We start from the raw sequence: 17,739 nt of genomic DNA on the forward strand, positions 1-17,739 counted from the left end.
CAGCAGAGCAAGATTTTGTTGGGCCGATACCCTCAGGTGTGCGCAAATGCCATCGCCGGGCCATAAAGACTTGAAATGCCTCAGTCCTAAGTCGTAGTGACGACTGGGGTTATGTCTGTCGGGCGATTTATCGGAACGGAAGCATATAGGGCGAGATGCCATCATCCTTGATCCGCCGCGGAGTATGGGCGATCGGCGCTGCCGTGATCGTCATTGCTCTGGTGGTCGCCACCCTGCCGCTGATCGCCTCGACGCGTATCGTGCGCGACCGCATCGCCTGGGAAATGAGCGCCTGGAGCGGATTCCGGGTCGCCATCGAAGGCTCGCCGCGCATCGAGGTCTGGCCGAAATTCCGGGCAATCCTGACCGACGTGACGCTGTCCAAGTGGACGGACACCGATGCGCCGCCGGTCGTCGAAGCCGAACGGGTGGAGATCGACCTCTCGGCCATGGCGGCCTTGCAGGGCGACGTGGCGTTCTCCACGGCACGGCTGGTGCGGCCGACGATCCGGGTTCAGCGCACAGCGGATGGCCTGTTCCTGCCCACGGCACCGACCGGGGGCCGCATCGCGCGCTCCATCGACACGGCGCGCGGCGTGGTCAATGCCGACCCCGCCAAGCCCGATCTCGACAAGCTGCCGGCCGACGCCTTCGGCACGGTTGAGTTCAGGGACGGCCGCATGGTGGCTTCCGTCGACGGCAAGGACGTGGAAATCCTGAGCAGCCTCAGCGGCCAGGCGAATTGGGCGGCGATGAACAGCAATGCCACACTGTCGGCAAGCGGGATCTGGCGTGGCGAAAGCGTCGCCCTCGACGCTGCCTCGCCGAAGCCGCTGGTGCTGTTTGCCGGCGGCGTGGCGCCGCTCACCCTGTCCTTCAAGGCCGCGCCCGCCACCTTCTCCTTCGACGGCACGGCCAGCATGTCCGAGAACGCCTATTTCGACGGCCAGGTGAAGTTCGCGGCACCTTCGCTGCGCCGCGTGCTGGAATGGTCGCAGGCCGGCATCGCGCCAAGTGCTGCGATCGGCTCCGTCAGCATTTCGAGCAAGGTCACGGCGTCGGCCGGACGCATCAAATTCGAGAACACCGCGCTGGCGCTGGACAACAATCCGGGCATGGGCGCGCTGGACCTGTCGCTTGGCGACGCCCAGCCGGTGATCTCGGGCACGCTCGCCTTCGACACGCTCGACCTCAGGTCCTTCCTGTCCGCCTTCACGCCGCTGGGGCCGGCGAGCGGGGCTGGGTCAGAGGACGTCGAGGCAGGTTTCGCTGACCGGGTCAATCTCGATCTCAGGCTGTCGGCGGCGCATGCCACGGCCGGCGCCATCCAGCTTGCCGATGTCGCCGCCACCGCCCAGGTCAAGGATGGTCTTTCCGTCTTCGATATCTCCGACGCCTCCGCCTTTGGCGGCAACATCCAGACCAGCCTTCGTTTCGACCGCAAGCCCGAGGGCACGCAGGTCGAGATCCGGCTGCTTGCGTCCGATGTCGATGGCGGCGCGTTCGGTACGGCGGCCGGCATGACCCGGCTGGTGCCGGTCGGCACGGGCACCGTTTCGGTCATCCTCAAGGGGCCGGGCAGGACCTGGGATTCGATCTTTGAAAACGCCGACGGCTCGGTCTCGGCGACCTTCGGCCCGGGCGCGCTCAGCAAGTTCAACCTGCCGGCCTTTCTCAAGCATACCGAACAGGGCGGCTTCTTCGCGCTAGACGATGTTTCGGACGGCACGCTGCCTATCGACGGCGCCGAAGTGAAGGCGACCATTTCGCGAGGCGTGGCGAGGCTGGACAAGGCCGAGGCCAATTCGGCGAAATACAAGATCTGGCTCTCCGGCATCGCCTCCTATGCGGGGCGCGGGCTGGCACTGTCCGGCGGCGTCATCCAGCCAGACCAGGCGACGACGCAAAAGACCGGCCAGCAAGGGCCCAACCAGTCGTCCTTCTTCGTCGGCGGAACCTGGAACACGCCGTTCATTTCCCCGATAAGCCGCGGCGTTTCGGGCGAATAGAAGCGAGCTTGTACGGATCAGGCCTGAGGGCATGCCTTTCGGGATCATGCCTCCGTTTAGTTGAGCATGATCTTGCCCGAAAACCCGCTTCCACTTTTCGGGATCATGCTCACCCGCGCTGCGCCGCTTGTTCGTCGAGTTGGCGCTGCACCTCACGCCGCTTGTTGGCGATCGAAGCGATGATGACGCCGACCGCGACGACGGCGATCAGGATGGTACAGGCGGCGTTGATCTCCGGCGTCACGCCGAGACGGACCTGGCTGTAGATTTTCATCGGCAGCGTCGTGGCGCCCGGCCCCGAGGTGAAGCTGGCGATGACCAGATCATCGAGCGATAGTGTAAAGGCCAGCATCCAGCCGGAGACGATCGCCGGCAGGATGACCGGCAGCGTGATCTGAAAGAAGGTCTTGGCCGGCGTTGCGCCGAGATCCATCGCCGCCTCCTCCAGCGACCGGTCGAAGGAAACCAGGCGCGATTGCACGACGACCGCCACGAAGCACATTGTCAGCGTGATGTGGGCGAGCGTCACCGTGAAGAAGCCGCGGTCGAGACCGACGGCAACGAAGAGCAACAGCAGCGACAGGCCGGTGATGACTTCCGGCATGACCAGCGGTGCGAAGACCATGCCGGAAAACAGCACCCTGCCCCGGAACCGCGTGTAGCGCGTCAGGGTGAGTGCCGCCAGCGTGCCGAGCACGGTCGCCACCGTCGCCGAAATGACGCCAACACGCGCCGTGACCCAGGTCGCATCCATCAGGCCCTGATTGTGGAACAGCGACACATACCATTTGGTCGAGAAGCCGCCCCAGACGGTGACAAGCTTGGATTCGTTGAACGAGAAGACGATGAGCAGCACGATCGGCAGGTACAGGAAGGCAAAGCCAAGCACGATCGAGGTGACGTTGAAGCGGCTCCAGGTGGCGTTCATTTGCCCTGCTCCTGGGCACGCGCCTGTGCCTGCTGGAAAAGCATGATCGGCACGGTGAGCAACAGCAGCAGGATGACGGCGACGGCCGACGACACTGGCCAGTCGCGGTTGGCGAAGAACTCGTTCCACAGCGTCTTGCCGATCATCAGCGTGGACGAGCCGCCGAGCAGATCGGGGATGACGAACTCGCCGACGGCCGGGATGAACACCAGAAGGCAGCCGGCAATGACGCCCGGCAGCGACAGCGGGAAAGTGATCTTCCAGAAGGCTGATGTCGGCGGGCAGCCGAGATCCTTGGCCGCTTCGATCAGCGAATAATCCATCTTTTCCAGAGACGAATAGAGCGGCAGCACCATGAACGGCAGATAGGAATAGACGATGCCGATGAAGATCGCCGTATAGGTGTTGAGGATGACCAGAGGCTGGTTGATGATGTGCAGCGACAAGAGCAACTGGTTGAGCAGGCCCTCGGGCTTGAGGATGCCGATCCAGGCATAGACGCGGATCAGGAACGAGGTCCAGAACGGCAGGATGACCAGCATCAGCAAGGTCGGGCGGATGGTGGCCGGCGCACGTGACATGCCATAGGCGATGGGGTAGCCGACGATCAGCGTCAGGACGGTCGAGATCGCGGCAATGATGACGCTCGTCACATAGGCCTTGAAATAGAGCGCGTCCTGCGTCAGCCAGACATAATTGTCGAAGTTGAGGTCGCGGAAGCCGGCGAAGAAGCCGGAGACGCCGTCGCTGAAATCGAGCACCGGCGTGTAGGGCGGCATGGCGATCGCCGTCTGCGACAGTGAAATCTTGAAGACGATGACGAAGGGAATGAGGAAGAAGAACAGCAGCCAGAGATAGGGGACGATGATGACGAGCCGGTTGACGAAGCCGGCACCCAGGCGGGTCAGTAACGGCTTGGCGGCAGTCGATGGCGCGGCGGCATCGGTGACGGCGATGTTGGACATATCAGCCCCCTACCGTGCCAGCACGACGCCGGCGTCGGGTCGGAAGGACACCCAGGCGCGGTCGTTCCAGGTCAGCGGATCCTCGGTCACGCGCGCCGCGTTCAGGGCGCTTGCCCTGATGATCTGCCCGTCGTCGAGCCTGATGTGGTAGACGGTCATGTCGCCGAGATAGGCAACGTCATAGACCTCGCCTTCCAGCGCGTTGACGGCATCGGCGGGCTTCTTCGACGAGACCTTGATCTTCTCCGGTCTGATGGCGAAGACGATATCGGCATTGGCCGCGGCGGCCGCGCCGCCATTCTCGACGACGATCTGGGCACCTGTCGCGCCAGTGATGCGGGTGGTGTTGGCCGACCGCTCGGCGACCTTGCCCTCGAACATGTTCACATTGCCGACGAAATGGGCGACGAAGCGCGAGGCCGGGGCTTCATAGACTTCCGCCGGCGTCGCAACCTGCATGACCTCGCCCTTGTCCATGATGGCGATGCGATCGGCCATGGTCATCGCTTCTTCTTGGTCATGGGTGACGACCACAAAGGTGAGACCGAGTTCCTGCTGCAAATCCATCAGTTCGAATTGGGTTTCTTCGCGCAGCTTCTTGTCGAGGGCGCCCAGCGGCTCATCGAGCAGCAGCACCTTCGGCCGCTTGGCGACCGAGCGGGCAAGCGCGACGCGCTGGCGCTGGCCACCGGAAAGCTGGTGCGGCTTGCGCTTGGCGAACTGCTCGAGCTTGACCAACTTCAGCATCTCGGCGACGCGCTTTTCGATATCGGGCTTGGGCATGCCTTCCTGCTTGAGGCCGAAGGCAATGTTGTTCTCCACCGTCATATGCGGGAACAGGGCATAGGACTGGAACATCATGTTGACCGGCCGGCGATAGGGCGGAATGCCGCGCAAATCCTGGCCATCGAGCAGGATGCGGCCGGCCGTCGGTTCCTCGAAGCCGGCAAGCATCCTGAGCAACGTCGACTTTCCACAACCCGAGGCGCCAAGCAGGGCGAAGAATTCGCGCTCGAAGATGGTCAGCGACAGATTGTTGACGGCGGTGAAGTCACCGAACTTCTTGGTGACTTTGTCGAACTGGATGTATGGCTTGGCGTTCGGGTCGTTCCATGGCGCGAAATCCCTGCGGATGCTGCCAAGCGATTTCATATCCCCACTCCGTGCTTATTGATTCCCCAAAAACGCGACCCCGGCAGTTGTCTGTCGGGGTCGCTCCAAATGCTTATTGGCCGGTAACGATCTTGGTCCAGGTGCGCGTGATGACGCGCTGGGTCTTGGGATCGTAAGGAGAGACCGTGTAGAGCTTCTGCAGGGTCGCGTCGTCCGGATAGACGGCCGGGTCGCTGAGCAGTGCCTTGTCGACGAACTGCTGCGAAGCCTTGTTGCCGTTGGCATAGAGCACGGCGTTCGATGATTTGGCGATCACTTCCGGCGTCATCATGTAGTTGAGGAATTCATGCGCTTCGGCGACATGCGGCGCATCGGCCGGGATCGCCATCTGGTCGAACCACATCTGGGCGCCTTCCTTCGGTACGGAATAGCCGATCTCCACGCCTTGCTTGGCGTCCTGGGCGCGGTTGCGCGCCTGGAAGACGTCACCCGACCAGCCGACCGCCAAGCAGATGTCGCCATTGGCGAGCGCATTGATGTACTCGGACGAGTGGAATTTCCGGATAAAGGGGCGGACCTTCATCAGAGCTTCCTCGGCCTTGGCGATGTCGTCGGGCGAGGTGCTGTTCGGGTCGAGGCCGATATATTTCAACGCCGCCGGAATGATGTCGGCTGGCGAATCCAGCACGTAGACACCGCAATCCTTCAGCTTGGCGAGGCTTTCGGGATTGAAGAACACGTCCCAGCTGTCGATCTTGTCGGTGCCGAGCGCGGCCTGCACCTTCTTGATGTTGTAGCCGATGCCGACCGTGCCCCACATGTAGTTGATCGAATACTCATTGCCCGGGTCGTATTTGGCGGTCCTTTGCGAAACCGTGTCCCACATGTTGGAGAGGTTCGGCAGTTTCGACTTGTCGAGCTTCTGGAACACGCCGGCCTGGATCTGGCGGGCAAGGAAATTGCCGCTCGGCACGACGACGTCATAGCCGCTGCCGCCGGCGAGCAGCTTGGTTTCAAGGATCTCGTTGGAATCGAATGTGTCGTAGACGACCTTGATGCCGGTCTTCTTGGTGAAGTCGTCGATGATCGTCGGGTCGATGTAATCGGACCAGTTGAAGACGTTGACGACGCGGTCCTCGGCATGCCCGGCAGGTGTGAACAATGTCAGAAATACCGAGGTCGCCGAAAGCCAGAGCGCTTTGCGGATCATGCTATTCTCCTTTGGTGAGTGTTCCATCGCCGGCTCGTCGCGACAGGCGCGCGGCCGGGCATTTGTTTCAGACTATTGAGCTTTCCAGGGGACAACAAGCGCCGATTGGAGCGACGGTCGCGGCCGCGCAATTGTCCCGGGCTGGAGGGAATCACGGCGCCGTCAGAAGCTCTCGCCGCCACGCGGACAGAAATACAGAAATATGAAGCGGTCTCGATCGGGCCGCCGGGGAGACTTGGCAAGATACGCCTGTCTTGTTGTTGCCGTGCTCCCAGCCTGCCCGGGCGGCAGCAACGTTGTCAATGGCAAAGCTTCAGCGGCTTGCATCAATTCGGCGACGGCACCCCGGTGACCCCTGGCCGCCGCGGCCGCGCCTGGCGCTTGAACTCGAGCCCGATATGGACGAGGAGCGCCGTGACCACCACCGCGCCGCCGATGATGGTGCGCCCGGACGGCACCTCGGAATGGATGAGCCATACCCATATCGGCCCAAGGATCGGCTCGAAAGTGCCGAGCAGTGCCGCGAGGGCCGCCGGGATCAGCCGCGCGCCGGTGGCGAAGAAGGCGAGACCGATGCCGAGATTGACCACGCCGAAGGCAAAGAGAAAGCCCATGTCGCTGGCCGAGACGGTGAAAGTCGACGCCTGCGAGGCGGCAAAGCCCGCAGCCAGGATCGTGCCGAGACAGGTCGCCGGCGTCATCCGCACGCTGGCGAACCGCCTTGTGATGACGGTGGCGATCGAGAACATCAAGGCGATCAGCAGCGCCAGCCCGTCGCCTATGGGTGAGACGGCGCCATCGAGCGATTCCGACACCATGATGGCGACGCCAGCAATGACGGCGGCGATCGCCACCCAGGTCACGGCACCAACCCGCTCGCGAAACAGCGCCCAGGCAAGCAGTGCCGCTAGAAGCGGCACGCCGGCCTGCATCAAAAGGATGTTGGCGACGGTGGTGTAGGCGAGCGCCACGACGAAGGCGGTCGATGCGATGGTGAAGCAAAGCCCGACGGCAAGGCCAGGCAGGCCCATGTCGCGAAACGATCTCAGCATGCCGCGCCAGCCGTCACGCCAGGCCATGAAGGAGAGCAGGAAGGCGGCGGCCCAGACGGAGCGCCAGAAAATGACCGTCCAGCTGTCACCGACGGTGATGAAGCGGGCGATGGTGCCGCCGAAACTCCACATCAGCGCCGACAGGAAGACCAGAAGCATGCCGACACGTTCCTCGCGCGGCGAGGAAGTCGATGCCACAAGACCTGGTGATGATGCTGCGTCTGTCATGGGCGCGACTGTCGAGCTTTTGTGGACGGGACGATGCGCAAGGGACGACAAAAAACTGCTTTGTTCGCGTAACGCAAAGACTTGGAGAGCGGGTGATCCAGACACCAGTGATGATTGTGGCACCTTTGCTGCCGCGTTACTGGAAATCGAAGGCGCTCAGGCCCGTCACCATCTCGTCGAGGCCGAGCGGGCGCGTTACCGGCGGTTCGGCGCGCGCCAGGCAGCCGACGCGTTCGCAAAGCCGGCAAGCGGGTCCGACCGGCGTCGCCGTCAGAGCGCCCGGTCCAGCCTTACCGCCGACTGCAGCGCCGGGCAGAGCCGCGCCATAGACGATGTCGTCGCGGAAGCCGATGTCGCAACCGAGCAGCAGCGCGGTACGGCGCGGACGCTCCGAGAAGGCGCCCTGCGGCCCCTCCAGCGTGCGGGCGATGCACAGGAACTCGGCGCCGTCGGGCATTTCCACCGCCTCGACGAAAACTTGGCCGGGCTGGGAGAAGGCGGCATGCACAGGCAGCTTGGGACAGCCGCCACCGAAGCGGCTGTGCGGAAAGCCCTGGCTGCCGGCCCTGCGGAAGCGGTTTCCGGCATTGTCGACCTCCAGCATGAAGAAGGGCACGCCCGTCGCGCCCTGCCGCTGCAGCATGGTCAGCCGGTTCGCCGCTTGCTCGAAGGAAACGCCGAAGCGCGAACGCAGGACATCGATATCGTAGCGTGCGCGGACGGCGGCCGCGTGAAAGGCCTGGTAGGGCATCATCAACGCATGCGCGGCATAGCGGCCGAGTTCGAAGCGGGCGAGACGACGGGCTTCGTCCGTGGTCAGCTTGAGCGCCTGGATCTGACCGGCGACCGCAACCGTCATGCGGATCAGGCAGGCCTCCATCGCCACTTCGCGCAGCTGGTCGAATGGCGAGAGCCGCTCTGACAGGAACAGGCGCTGCGAATGCCGGTCGTAGCGGCGGCGCCAGTTCGGCATGGTGGCGACCGGAAGTACCTTGACGACGATGCCGTATTCGCGCTTCAGCCAGGCCTTCAGCGCACCGAACAAATCGTCGCCGGGATCGAGCACCGCGGTGAACGCCTCGGCCTCCTCCTCAAGTGCCGTAAAATGGTTCGGCCCCCGCTCGAAGGTCTCGTGCACCTCGTCGATCGGCAGGCGGGCGCCGGACAGCGCGGTGGCGCGCCCCTCGCGCGCCAGGAGCTCGTTGAGGTCTGACAGCCGCTCGGCCTGCTCGCGATAGGCGCGGAACAGTTTTATCACCGCGGCCGACGCATTGGGCGCCGCCTCCGCAAGTTCGATCAGTTCCTGGTCTCCCGGCAATTCGCCGACCAGCAACGGATCGGTGAAGACCTCTTTCAACGCCGCGACCGACCCCCTCGCCTCGCCCTGCAGCTCATGCGGGTCGACCTTGTAGACGGAGGCCAGCTTGAGGATCAGCTGCACCGTCAGCGGGCGCTGGTTGCGCTCGATCAGGTTGAGATAGGACGGCGAGATGCCGAGCCCCTCGGCCATCGCCGTCTGGGTCAGGCCCTTGGCGTTGCGGATGCGGCGGATGCGCGGCCCGGCGAAAATCTTCTGCTCAGCCATCGACTGCCCTTGACAGGAATTTACATGGCATTCGCGTCAATCCATTGCCGCTGATATTTACAATCATGACAAATTTACAGCAGCTACCTGTCAAACGCAACACAGGTTTTCCCTTATTTTCTGCCATATCTTCTGATTTTTCTGGCTGATTTTGCGCCGCAATGTAAATTCAGTCACACCCCAATGCGCCGAAAGACAGGCGTGAGGACAAGAGCAGCAATCCTTCGGAGTGACTCATGACTGATTTTTACAATCTCGTTCCCTCGGCGCCGGAAGGTCGCTTCGACGGCATTGAACGTCCCTATTCGCCGGAGGATGTGAAGCGGCTGCGCGGCTCGGTGCAGATCCGCCAGAGCCTCGCCGAAATGGGCGCTAACCGGCTGTGGAAGCTCATCCACGAGGAGGATTTCGTCAACGCGCTCGGCGCCATGTCGGGCAACCAGGCGATGCAGCAGGTGCGCGCCGGACTGAAGGCGATTTACCTGTCGGGCTGGCAGGTCGCGGCCGACGCCAACACCGCTTCGGCGATGTATCCCGACCAGTCGCTCTATCCGGCCAATGCCGCGCCTGAGCTGGTCAAGCGCATCAATCGGACGCTGCAGCGTGCCGACCAGATCGAGACCTCCGAGGGCAACGGGCTTTCGGTCGAGACCTGGTTCGCGCCTGTTGTCGCCGACGCCGAAGCCGGCTTCGGCGGGCCGCTCAACGCCTTCGAGATCATGAAGGCGTTCATCGAGGCGGGTGCGGCCGGCGTCCATTACGAGGACCAGCTGGCGTCGGAAAAGAAGTGCGGCCATCTCGGCGGCAAGGTGCTGATCCCGACCGCGGCGCATATCCGCAACCTCAACGCCGCGCGGCTGGCGGCGGACGTGATGGGCACGCCGACGCTCGTCGTGGCACGCACCGACGCCGAAGCCGCGAAGCTTCTGACATCCGACATCGACGAGCGCGACCAGCCCTTCGTCGACTACGATGCCGGGCGCACAGTGGAAGGCTTCTACCAGGTCAGGAACGGCATCGAGCCTTGCATCGCGCGGGCCATCGCCTATGCGCCCCACGCCGACCTGATCTGGTGCGAGACCTCGAAGCCCGACCTGACGCAGGCCAAGAAGTTCGCCGAGGGTGTGCGCAGGCATCATCCGGGCAAGCTGCTCGCCTACAATTGCTCGCCCTCGTTCAACTGGAAGAAGAATCTCGACGACGCGACGATCGCCAAGTTCCAGAGGGAACTCGGCGCCATGGGTTACAAGTTCCAGTTCATCACGCTCGCCGGCTTCCACCAGCTCAATTACGGCATGTTCGAACTGGCGCGTGGCTACAAGGCACGGCAGATGGCAGCCTATTCCGAGTTGCAGGAAGCCGAGTTCGCCGCGGAAGCCAATGGCTACACCGCGACCAAGCACCAGCGCGAGGTCGGCACCGGCTATTTCGACGCCGTGTCGATGGCAATCACCGGCGGCAAGTCGTCGACCACCGCCATGCATGAATCGACCGAACACGCACAGTTCAAGCCGGCCGCCGAATAGCGGATCGGAAAACACCGAGGAAACGCCCAAAAGGGCTTCAGACACAGGAGAAGACCAATGGCATCGATAAGCCGCGTCAAGGAACGTGCGGAAGAACAATCGACCACGATGAGCGTCGACCAGCAGGCGACGATCCGCATGCTCGCCAACGACCTGCACAGACTGAACCAGTCGGTGATGAAGGCGGTCGAGGCCGGCGTCTCGGTGGAGCTGGTGCGCTCAGCGAGACACCATGGCGGCGACGGCAATTGGGGCGATCTGCTGATCCCGGTGATTGTCACCCAGCAGAGCCATGGCTGACCGGAAATCGTTGCAACCGACCCTTCACCTGCGCAGCATATGCGCAGGTGAATTTTATTTTTATGCGGTCGATCCATGGACAGGGCAGTACAGTACTGTTGCTTGACTCCACTGTCGGAGGAGGTGTTTTCGAAGCGTTTTATTTCAACTTGACATGGGGTGCCATCTCACGCCAATTGTCGGCCAGATTCAACTCTGCATTGAAATAGGGGCGAGCTTCTTGGCCGACTTGAGTGCCCAGTGAGTAGCGAGGGCGAGACCGCAAAACATCCGAATCTGGTGAGCCAGGATTCAAGCGCCGAGACGATCCGCAATCCCTCGCAAGCGCTTGTTGTCGGGAAATCGCCGATCAATCGCGTGGTGGTGTCGAAAATCGTAGAGCGATCCGGGCTCAGGCCAATCTCGGAATCGCCCGATATGGCGGCGAAGACCTTGCGAAGCCTGGTGCTGGGCGTGATTGTGCTGGACGGCGGCGCCGACAACAAGGACTGCGACAATCTGATGTCCGGCATCGAAACGCTGCGGCGGGCTTCGGGCAAATCGCTTCCGCCCGTCATCCTGCTTTCAACCAAGACCGGCACGCCGGAGAGCCTGGGCCTGTCGAGCGTCATCGACGCCGTCGTCGCCAAGCCGATCACGCCCGAACGGCTGCAACCGGTGATCGATCGCCTGATCAGCCGCTAACGGGTTTTCCATCGGAATAGAAAACTGAACACTGCGATCAAGCTGGGTTCTTTATACTTTCAACCAATGTGGGCAATTGCCCGAGGTCGGATATCTGGCGGAACCGCGGCTCGGCGAGCGGCGCCTCGACGTGCTCGAGCACCCAGGTCAGTTCGTGCGGCACATGGACACCCCAGCCGCCGGCCTCGATGGCCGGCACCACGTCCGACTTCAGCGAATTGCCGACCATCATGCTCTTTGCCGGACCGTCGCCGTGGCGGCTGAAGAGCCGGGAATAGGTCGCGGCATTCTTGTCGCTGACGATCTCGACCGCATCGAACAGGTCGCCGAGGCCGGAGCCAGCCAGCTTCCGCTCCTGATCGAAGAGGTCGCCCTTGGTGATCAGCACGAGGCGGTATGCGCCGGCGAGCGTCTCCACCGTTTCACGCACATGCGGCAAGACCTCGATCGGGTGGCTCAGCATCTCGCGGCCGGCGTCGAGAATCTGCGCTATGACCGAAGCCGGCACACGCCCGTCGGTCACCTCGATCGCCGTTTCGATCATCGACAGCGTAAACCCCTTGATGCCGAAGCCATAGACGGCAAGGTTGCGCCGTTCGGCTTCGAGCAGCCGCGCCGAAATCTGTTTCTCCTCGCCATGGTCGGCAAGCATGGCGGCGAAGCGCTTCTCCGTCATGCGGAAGAACTGTTCGTTCTGCCAAAGCGTGTCGTCGGCGTCGAAGCCGATGGTCGTCAGTTCATTGTTTCGCATCGATGCCTTCCGGATTGGGAGCCGCTTGAACCTAAGCCGACCGACACGATTTTCAACCGGAACGAGGAATGCCGGCGGCGGCTCCCCTTCCCTTCCACAGGGGGGCACGGCTATACTCCGAAATCCGCAACCCAATCTGGTGAATGATGCCGCCTGCAAAAAAGGAAGTCCGTCCGTCGAGCCGCGGAGGACGGGCGCGCACGCCTGCCTTCGTGAAAAACCTGCGTGGCGTGAAGAACTGGAAGGAAGTCAGCGACTGGCTGGAATGGCGCGGCATCGAGGACATCGAATGCATCACGCCTGATCAGGCTGGGGTCGCGCGCGGCAAGATGATGCCGTCGAAGAAATTCACCTCGAACACCTCGCTGGCACTGCCTTCGGCCGTCTTCATGACGACGATTTCCGGCGGCTATCCCGAGGACGGCAACGGTTTCCACTATCCGGAAGACGACGGCGACCTGAAGCTGATGCCGGACCTGTCGACGCTGACGGTGGTGCCCTGGGAAGAAGACCCGACGGCCGCCGTCATCTGCGACCTCGTCCACCAGGACGGCCGCTCGGTCGAGTTCACGCCGCGCAACGTGTTGAAGCGCGTGCTTGCCGCCTATGACAAGCTCGGGCTGAAGCCGGTGGTGGCGCCTGAGATCGAGTTCTACCTGGTGCGCAAGAATCCGGACCCGGACTATCCGCTGACCCCGCCCGTCGGCCGCTCGGGGCGCGCGATCGGCGGCGGCGCCGGCTATTCGATCGCCGGCGTCAACGAGTTCGACGAGCTGATCGACGACATCTACCATTTCTCCGAAAGCCAGGGCCTGGAGATCGACACGCTCATCCATGAGGAGGGCGCCGGCCAGCTCGAGATCAATCTGCGCCACGGCGATCCGATCGAACTTGCCGACCAGGTGTTCATGTTCAAGCGCACCATTCGCGAAGCCGCGCTCAAGCATGAGATCTACGCGACTTTCATGGCCAAGCCGATCCAGGGCCAGCCGGGCTCGGCCATGCATATCCACCAATCGATCATCGACAAGAAGACCGGCAAGAACATCTTTTCGGCCGAGGACGGCTCGGAAACCGAAGAGTTCTTCCATTTCATCGGCGGCATGCAAAAGCACGTGCCGAACGCGCTGGTGATGTTCGCGCCCTATGTCAATTCCTACCGCCGGCTGACGCAGGCGGCCTCGGCTCCGGTCAACAACAAATGGGGCTATGACAACCGCACCACGGCCTTCCGCGTGCCGCGTTCGGATCCTGCGGCGCGGCGTGTCGAAAACCGTATCCCGTCCTCCGATGCCAATCCCTACCTGGCGCTGGCGGCTTCGCTTGCCTGCGGGCTGATCGGCATCACCAGGAAGATCAAGGCCGAACCTCCCGTGCTGACGACCGCCAATGCACACGAGATCGACCTGCCGCGCAGCCTGCTTGAAGCCGTCGACCTGTTCGAGGGCGACGAGGAGCTTTGCGCGCTGCTGGGCAAGTCCTTCGCCGCCACCTACGCGGCGATCAAGCGGGCGGAATTCGAGACGTTCATGGAAGTGATCAGCCCATGGGAGCGGGAGTATCTTCTGCTCAACGTGTGAGTGCCGACTCGGCACGTGAATGGTGAACAGTGAATGGTGAGTAGTTTCATACTGGATGGATGAACGCAGACGCGCTTTCTCGCGGCCGTTCACCATCCACACTATTCACCATTCATTGGATTCGCTGGCGTTCCCATGCCCTATCAATCTCCGATTTCTCCCGGCCGCTCGTGGTATGAAGACACGGCGGGACCTAGACCCGAATACCCGGCGCTCGACGTCGACCGGACCTGTGACGTCGTCATCATTGGCGGCGGCTTTACCGGTTTGTCGGCCGCGACACATCTGGCCAAGGCGGGAACCAATGTCGTTTTGATCGAAGCCTATCGCTTCGGTGATGGCGCTTCGGGGCGCAATGGCGGCCAGCTCGGCACCGGGCAGCGCGCGTGGGCCGAGGATCTGGAGGCGGAGTACGGTCTGTCCCGCGCCAGGGCGCTGTTCGATCTCGCCGAGGAGGCGAAGACGCATCTTCTGGAATTCGCGGCCGCCAACCAGATCGATATCGACTACATGCCGGGCCAGCTCTCGGTGGCGCACAAGCCGCGCTATGTCGACGATTGCAAGGCGCATGCCGAGATTATGGCGAGCCGTTTCTCCTATCCGCATATCTCCTTCATGGATGCGAAGGAGACGGCGGAGCGGCTGGGCTCGACCGCCTATTTCGGCGGCACGCGCGACACCGGCACCGGCCACATCCACCCGATGAAGCTGGTGATCGGCACGGCGCGGGTGGCAGCACAGGCCGGCGCGCAGCTGTTCGAAGGCACGCCATCGACCGGCATCGTCTCCACTGGCGGCAAGGTCAGGGTTTCGACGCCGAGAGGTACCGTGACGGCGCAGAAATGCCTGATCGCGGTCAACGCCTATGGCGGCATGCTCGAACCGGTGAGTGCCGCGCACATCATGCCGATCGGCTCCTTCATCGGAGCCACCGTGCCCTTGGGGGCGGACTCGAAAGTGCTGCCCGGCGGCGAGTCGGTCGATGATTCCCGCTTCGTGGTGCGCTATTTCCGCAAATCGCGGGATGGCCGGCTGCTGTTCGGCGGACGCGAGGTCTATGGCGTCAACGACCCCAAGGACATCCACATCCATATCCGCCGTCAGATCGTCGAGCTCTATCCGGCATTGAAGGATATCGAGATCACCCATGGCTGGGGCGGCTATGTCGGCATCACGGTGCCGAGGAAACCGTTCGTGCGCGAGGTGATGCCCAATGTAGTCTCGGCCGGCGGCTATTCCGGCCATGGCGTCATGCTGGCGAACTTCTTCGGCAAGCTCTATGCCGAGACCGTTGCCGGCAATCGCGACCGGCTGAAGCTGATCGAAGACCTGAAGATTCCGCCATTTCCCGGCGGCCGGCGTTTCCGCACGCCGCTGCTTTTCCTGGCGCTCAACTGGTTCGCCCTGCGCGACCGGATCTAGGGCATATTGGCCAAAAGTGCCCCCGGTTAGGGGAAACTATACGGGCCTGAAGTGAGACGCATGGACCTGTTTCGACGCGACGCGCCTTGTGCTGGATCCAATCGCCATCACGATCTGATGTAATATTGTAATATTCATTGCCCTGGCGGCACATTGCGGAAATGCCGGCAAAGGCGCAGAATCCGCTATAATGGCGTACTGATGCCACAATCGGGGGCGAAAGGTTCGCGCTTCTGGGCGACTATTCGGGGATTGCTGCGGGCTTGCCCGTGTTGATTTTTGGGACCGATGCCGATCAGACGCCGGACTTCCGGCAACGATCGAAAGAACATCGGCCCGCTTATGGAGGTGGCGAGAGTGAGAGAGCCCTTCAGTTTCGGTGCTCCGGAACGTCGGCGCTTTGCCATGCAGTTTGGATACGACATGCGGCCGTCCTTCTGGCAGGAAGTCCGTTCGAACTCGCATCTGGTGATTGCAGCGGTCGGCACCGCCGCGCTGCTCGGCGTGGCCGCGGTGGCGCTGTGGCTGGCATTGCCGACGAGCGAGCGGCAAGCAGCCGCCAGCCAGGAACAAAGCATTCCGGCCATTCCGGTAAAGACGACGAAGATCGTGCCTGCCGGAACAACGGTGGCCGCGGCAACCGTGGCAAAGGCAGCGCCCAAGTCCAATCAGGTCTCACCGACCGTGGCGGCGGCGAAAGCAAAGATACAAGCGCTGGCCGCCAACGACCCCCGCTGGACCGAGGCGCAGCCGAAGCCCGCTTCGGCGGCATCCGATCAGGCGGCTGCCCCCAGCCAGATGGCAAAACAGGCTGAACCGGCGCCGGACAAACCGGCCACCGCCGCGGCATTCGCGCAATCGGCGACCGGTACCGACGCTACTGCCGAACTTGCCAAGGTTGCCGCGCCGGCACCGGCGGCAAGCAGCAATCCGGATGGCGCACAGACCGCCGCGATCCCGCAAGTGCAGCCGCAAACGCCCGAGCAGCAGCCGGCGGCGAGTGATGATGGCAGCAAGGCCAAGGCCAAACCGCGCAAAGTGGCGGCGGCTGGTAATGGGCGCATCCTGAGGGCTGTGACCATGCGCAGCGGCCCGAAGAAGAACGCGGCCGCCATCGCCACCGTGCCGGCAAGGACATCGGTGCAGGTGACGAACTGCAAGCAATGGTGCCAGATCGTCTACAACGGCAAGACCGGCTGGATCTACAAGAGCTACATCAAGACTGGCGGCTGAGCGCCCGCGCATTTGCGGCTGAGGCCGGCCTCGCCGAGCGATGCGCATGCTGCCGGAACAAATCAAAGCGAAGTCGCGGGCGCGGGCAAACCGACCGGCGTTGCAATGACGATACCCCTCAGATGCAGCGGCCGCCATCAACCTCCAGCGCCACGCCGGTGATGAAGGCGGCTTCGTCAGACGCCAGCCAGAGTGCGGCATTGGCAATGTCGAGCGGCGTCGAAAGCCGGCCGAGCGGGATCGAAGCACGGAATGTCTCGCGGATCTCGGGCGTGTCGGCGCCCATGAATTTCTCCAGCATGCCGGTTTCGCCGGCGACCGGGCAGAGGCAGTTGACGCGGATGTTCTTCGGCGCGAGTTCCACCGCCATCGACTTGGTGGCGGTGATGGCCCAGCCTTTCGAAGCATTGTACCAGGTGAGGCCGGGCCGTGGCCTGAGCCCAGCGGTGGAGGCCGTGGTCAGGATGACGCCACCACCTTGCTGGTCCATGATCGGCACCACGGCAAGGGCCGCGTGATAGATCGCCTTCATGTTGACAGCGGTGATCAGGTCGAAGGTCTCCTCGTCGACCTTCAGCATGTCGCCATTGCGATGGGTGAAGCCGGCATTGTTGACCATGATGTCGATGCGGCCGAAGGCGCTTTTTGCGGCATAGACCATCTCGTCGAATTCGGAGCGCAGCGATACATCGGTCTGTGTCCAGATCGCCGCCTCGCCGATCTCGCCGGCGACGCGCTCCGCCCCTTTGGCGTTGAGATCGGCGACAACGACCCTGGCGCCTTCCTGCGCGAAGCGCTTGGCCATGCCTTCGCCGAAGCCCGATGCCGCGCCGGTGATGATGGCGACCTTGTTTTCCAGACGCATGCCTTGCCCGCTCATCGATGTTTTCCCGAAGCCAGTAAGGCGGCTGACCGGCGCGGCCCATGCCGCGACAGACAAGGCGCCATTTCTCCCTTAGCTTTCGTCACATTCACGTTCTATGCTGCAACTGCGAAAGCTCCCGGAGTCTTCGTTCACCGACAAGCCTCCGGCAAGCGCCAGTGTCAAGCGCACATGTGGACCCAATCAATATCCAGCGATTGGTCCTCGATGTGACACCATGGCACTGGAAAATTTAAATCGATTAGAATATATCAGCCGCGTACTCGCGAC

The 17,739-nt window shown here is 62.8% G+C and carries 15 protein-coding genes; 7 read left to right on the forward strand and 8 right to left on the reverse strand.

Annotated features, from left to right (window positions below; genetic code table 11):
* The first annotated feature begins 155 nt into the window (after positions 1–155).
* A complete protein-coding gene (locus JN279_RS34325; RefSeq protein ID WP_096454189.1) occupies positions 156–2,009 on the forward strand; it encodes an AsmA family protein in 1,854 nt (617 codons plus the stop codon).
* Between the two features lie 109 nt (positions 2,010–2,118).
* On the opposite strand, the gene JN279_RS34330 is transcribed toward JN279_RS34325, so the two are convergent.
* The 6 genes from JN279_RS34330 to JN279_RS34355 all read right to left on the reverse strand — a co-directional run bounded on the left by JN279_RS34330 (position 2,119) and on the right by JN279_RS34355 (position 9,090).
* Entirely contained in the window at positions 2,119–2,937 is an 819-nt protein-coding gene (locus JN279_RS34330; RefSeq protein WP_019860323.1) for an ABC transporter permease, read from the reverse strand.
* Positions 2,934–3,902 carry an ABC transporter permease subunit gene (locus JN279_RS34335; RefSeq protein WP_096454187.1) on the reverse strand — a complete coding sequence of 323 codons (969 nt, stop codon included), beginning with the start codon at positions 3,900–3,902 and terminating at the stop codon, positions 2,934–2,936. Before JN279_RS34335 ends, JN279_RS34330 begins: the two co-directional genes overlap by 4 nt.
* Positions 3,903–3,911: 9 nt before the next feature.
* On the reverse strand, positions 3,912–5,054 hold the full coding sequence (locus JN279_RS34340; protein WP_202351403.1) for an ABC transporter ATP-binding protein: 1,143 nt from the start codon (positions 5,052–5,054) through the stop codon (positions 3,912–3,914).
* Between the two features lie 73 nt (positions 5,055–5,127).
* On the reverse strand, positions 5,128–6,225 hold the full coding sequence (locus JN279_RS34345; RefSeq protein ID WP_096454183.1) for a polyamine ABC transporter substrate-binding protein: 1,098 nt from the start codon (positions 6,223–6,225) through the stop codon (positions 5,128–5,130).
* Between the two features lie 326 nt (positions 6,226–6,551).
* On the reverse strand, positions 6,552–7,505 hold the full coding sequence (locus JN279_RS34350) for a DMT family transporter (protein ID WP_202351404.1): 954 nt from the start codon (positions 7,503–7,505) through the stop codon (positions 6,552–6,554).
* Positions 7,506–7,641: 136 nt separating this feature from the next.
* Positions 7,642–9,090: a helix-turn-helix domain-containing protein gene (locus tag JN279_RS34355; protein WP_096454179.1), complete on the reverse strand. Its 1,449-nt coding sequence runs from the start codon at positions 9,088–9,090 to the stop codon at positions 7,642–7,644.
* Between the two features lie 236 nt (positions 9,091–9,326).
* On the opposite strand from JN279_RS34355, the gene aceA reads away from it, so the two are divergent.
* The 3 genes from aceA to JN279_RS34370 all read left to right on the forward strand — a co-directional run bounded on the left by aceA (position 9,327) and on the right by JN279_RS34370 (position 11,600).
* Positions 9,327–10,616: an isocitrate lyase gene (gene aceA / locus JN279_RS34360; RefSeq protein WP_202351405.1), complete on the forward strand. Its 1,290-nt coding sequence runs from the start codon at positions 9,327–9,329 to the stop codon at positions 10,614–10,616.
* Positions 10,617–10,673: 57 nt separating this feature from the next.
* Complete coding sequence (locus JN279_RS34365; RefSeq protein ID WP_006202762.1) at positions 10,674–10,916, forward strand: SMc00767 family acetate metabolism repressor; 243 nt, start codon at positions 10,674–10,676, stop codon at positions 10,914–10,916.
* A 240-nt stretch (positions 10,917–11,156) separates the two neighbouring features.
* A complete protein-coding gene (locus JN279_RS34370) occupies positions 11,157–11,600 on the forward strand; it encodes a response regulator (RefSeq protein WP_202351406.1) in 444 nt (147 codons plus the stop codon).
* A 37-nt stretch (positions 11,601–11,637) separates the two neighbouring features.
* Here the strand turns inward: JN279_RS34370 and JN279_RS34375 are convergent, their stop codons facing one another.
* Positions 11,638–12,351 carry an HAD family hydrolase gene (locus JN279_RS34375; protein ID WP_202351407.1) on the reverse strand — a complete coding sequence of 238 codons (714 nt, stop codon included), beginning with the start codon at positions 12,349–12,351 and terminating at the stop codon, positions 11,638–11,640.
* A gap of 143 nt (positions 12,352–12,494) precedes the next feature.
* Between JN279_RS34375 and JN279_RS34380 the strand changes: the two genes are divergently transcribed.
* The 3 genes from JN279_RS34380 to JN279_RS34390 all read left to right on the forward strand — a co-directional run bounded on the left by JN279_RS34380 (position 12,495) and on the right by JN279_RS34390 (position 16,586).
* Positions 12,495–13,931: a glutamine synthetase family protein gene (locus JN279_RS34380; RefSeq protein ID WP_202351408.1), complete on the forward strand. Its 1,437-nt coding sequence runs from the start codon at positions 12,495–12,497 to the stop codon at positions 13,929–13,931.
* Positions 13,932–14,066: 135 nt separating this feature from the next.
* Positions 14,067–15,353 (forward strand): NAD(P)/FAD-dependent oxidoreductase, encoded by a 1,287-nt coding sequence (locus tag JN279_RS34385; protein WP_202351409.1) that lies wholly within the window; start codon positions 14,067–14,069, stop codon positions 15,351–15,353.
* A gap of 357 nt (positions 15,354–15,710) precedes the next feature.
* Positions 15,711–16,586: an SH3 domain-containing protein gene (locus JN279_RS34390; protein WP_244734286.1), complete on the forward strand. Its 876-nt coding sequence runs from the start codon at positions 15,711–15,713 to the stop codon at positions 16,584–16,586.
* A 118-nt stretch (positions 16,587–16,704) separates the two neighbouring features.
* On the opposite strand, the gene JN279_RS34395 is transcribed toward JN279_RS34390, so the two are convergent.
* Positions 16,705–17,451 carry an SDR family oxidoreductase gene (locus tag JN279_RS34395; protein WP_096458640.1) on the reverse strand — a complete coding sequence of 249 codons (747 nt, stop codon included), beginning with the start codon at positions 17,449–17,451 and terminating at the stop codon, positions 16,705–16,707.
* Between the last annotated feature and the right edge of the window lie 288 nt (positions 17,452–17,739).

Origin of the sequence: Mesorhizobium sp. 113-1-2 (genome assembly GCF_016756475.1) — a bacterium.
In the GTDB taxonomy this organism is placed as follows: Bacteria; Pseudomonadota; Alphaproteobacteria; order Rhizobiales; family Rhizobiaceae; genus Mesorhizobium; species Mesorhizobium loti_C.

What these genes read in the sequence shown, in the direction of transcription:
- JN279_RS34325 (WP_096454189.1), top strand. Translation starts at nt 156, where the DNA reads ATGCCATCATCCTTGATCCGCCGCGGAGTATGGGCGATCGGCGCTGCC.
- JN279_RS34330 (WP_019860323.1), bottom strand. Translation starts at nt 2,937, where the DNA reads ATGAACGCCACCTGGAGCCGCTTCAACGTCACCTCGATCGTGCTTGGC.
- JN279_RS34335 (WP_096454187.1), bottom strand. Translation starts at nt 3,902, where the DNA reads ATGTCCAACATCGCCGTCACCGATGCCGCCGCGCCATCGACTGCCGCC.
- JN279_RS34340 (WP_202351403.1), bottom strand. Translation starts at nt 5,054, where the DNA reads ATGAAATCGCTTGGCAGCATCCGCAGGGATTTCGCGCCATGGAACGAC.
- JN279_RS34345 (WP_096454183.1), bottom strand. Translation starts at nt 6,225, where the DNA reads ATGATCCGCAAAGCGCTCTGGCTTTCGGCGACCTCGGTATTTCTGACA.
- JN279_RS34350 (WP_202351404.1), bottom strand. Translation starts at nt 7,505, where the DNA reads ATGACAGACGCAGCATCATCACCAGGTCTTGTGGCATCGACTTCCTCG.
- JN279_RS34355 (WP_096454179.1), bottom strand. Translation starts at nt 9,090, where the DNA reads ATGGCTGAGCAGAAGATTTTCGCCGGGCCGCGCATCCGCCGCATCCGC.
- aceA (WP_202351405.1), top strand. Translation starts at nt 9,327, where the DNA reads ATGACTGATTTTTACAATCTCGTTCCCTCGGCGCCGGAAGGTCGCTTC.
- JN279_RS34365 (WP_006202762.1), top strand. Translation starts at nt 10,674, where the DNA reads ATGGCATCGATAAGCCGCGTCAAGGAACGTGCGGAAGAACAATCGACC.
- JN279_RS34375 (WP_202351407.1), bottom strand. Translation starts at nt 12,351, where the DNA reads ATGCGAAACAATGAACTGACGACCATCGGCTTCGACGCCGACGACACG.
- JN279_RS34380 (WP_202351408.1), top strand. Translation starts at nt 12,495, where the DNA reads ATGATGCCGCCTGCAAAAAAGGAAGTCCGTCCGTCGAGCCGCGGAGGA.
- JN279_RS34385 (WP_202351409.1), top strand. Translation starts at nt 14,067, where the DNA reads ATGCCCTATCAATCTCCGATTTCTCCCGGCCGCTCGTGGTATGAAGAC.
- JN279_RS34395 (WP_096458640.1), bottom strand. Translation starts at nt 17,451, where the DNA reads ATGCGTCTGGAAAACAAGGTCGCCATCATCACCGGCGCGGCATCGGGC.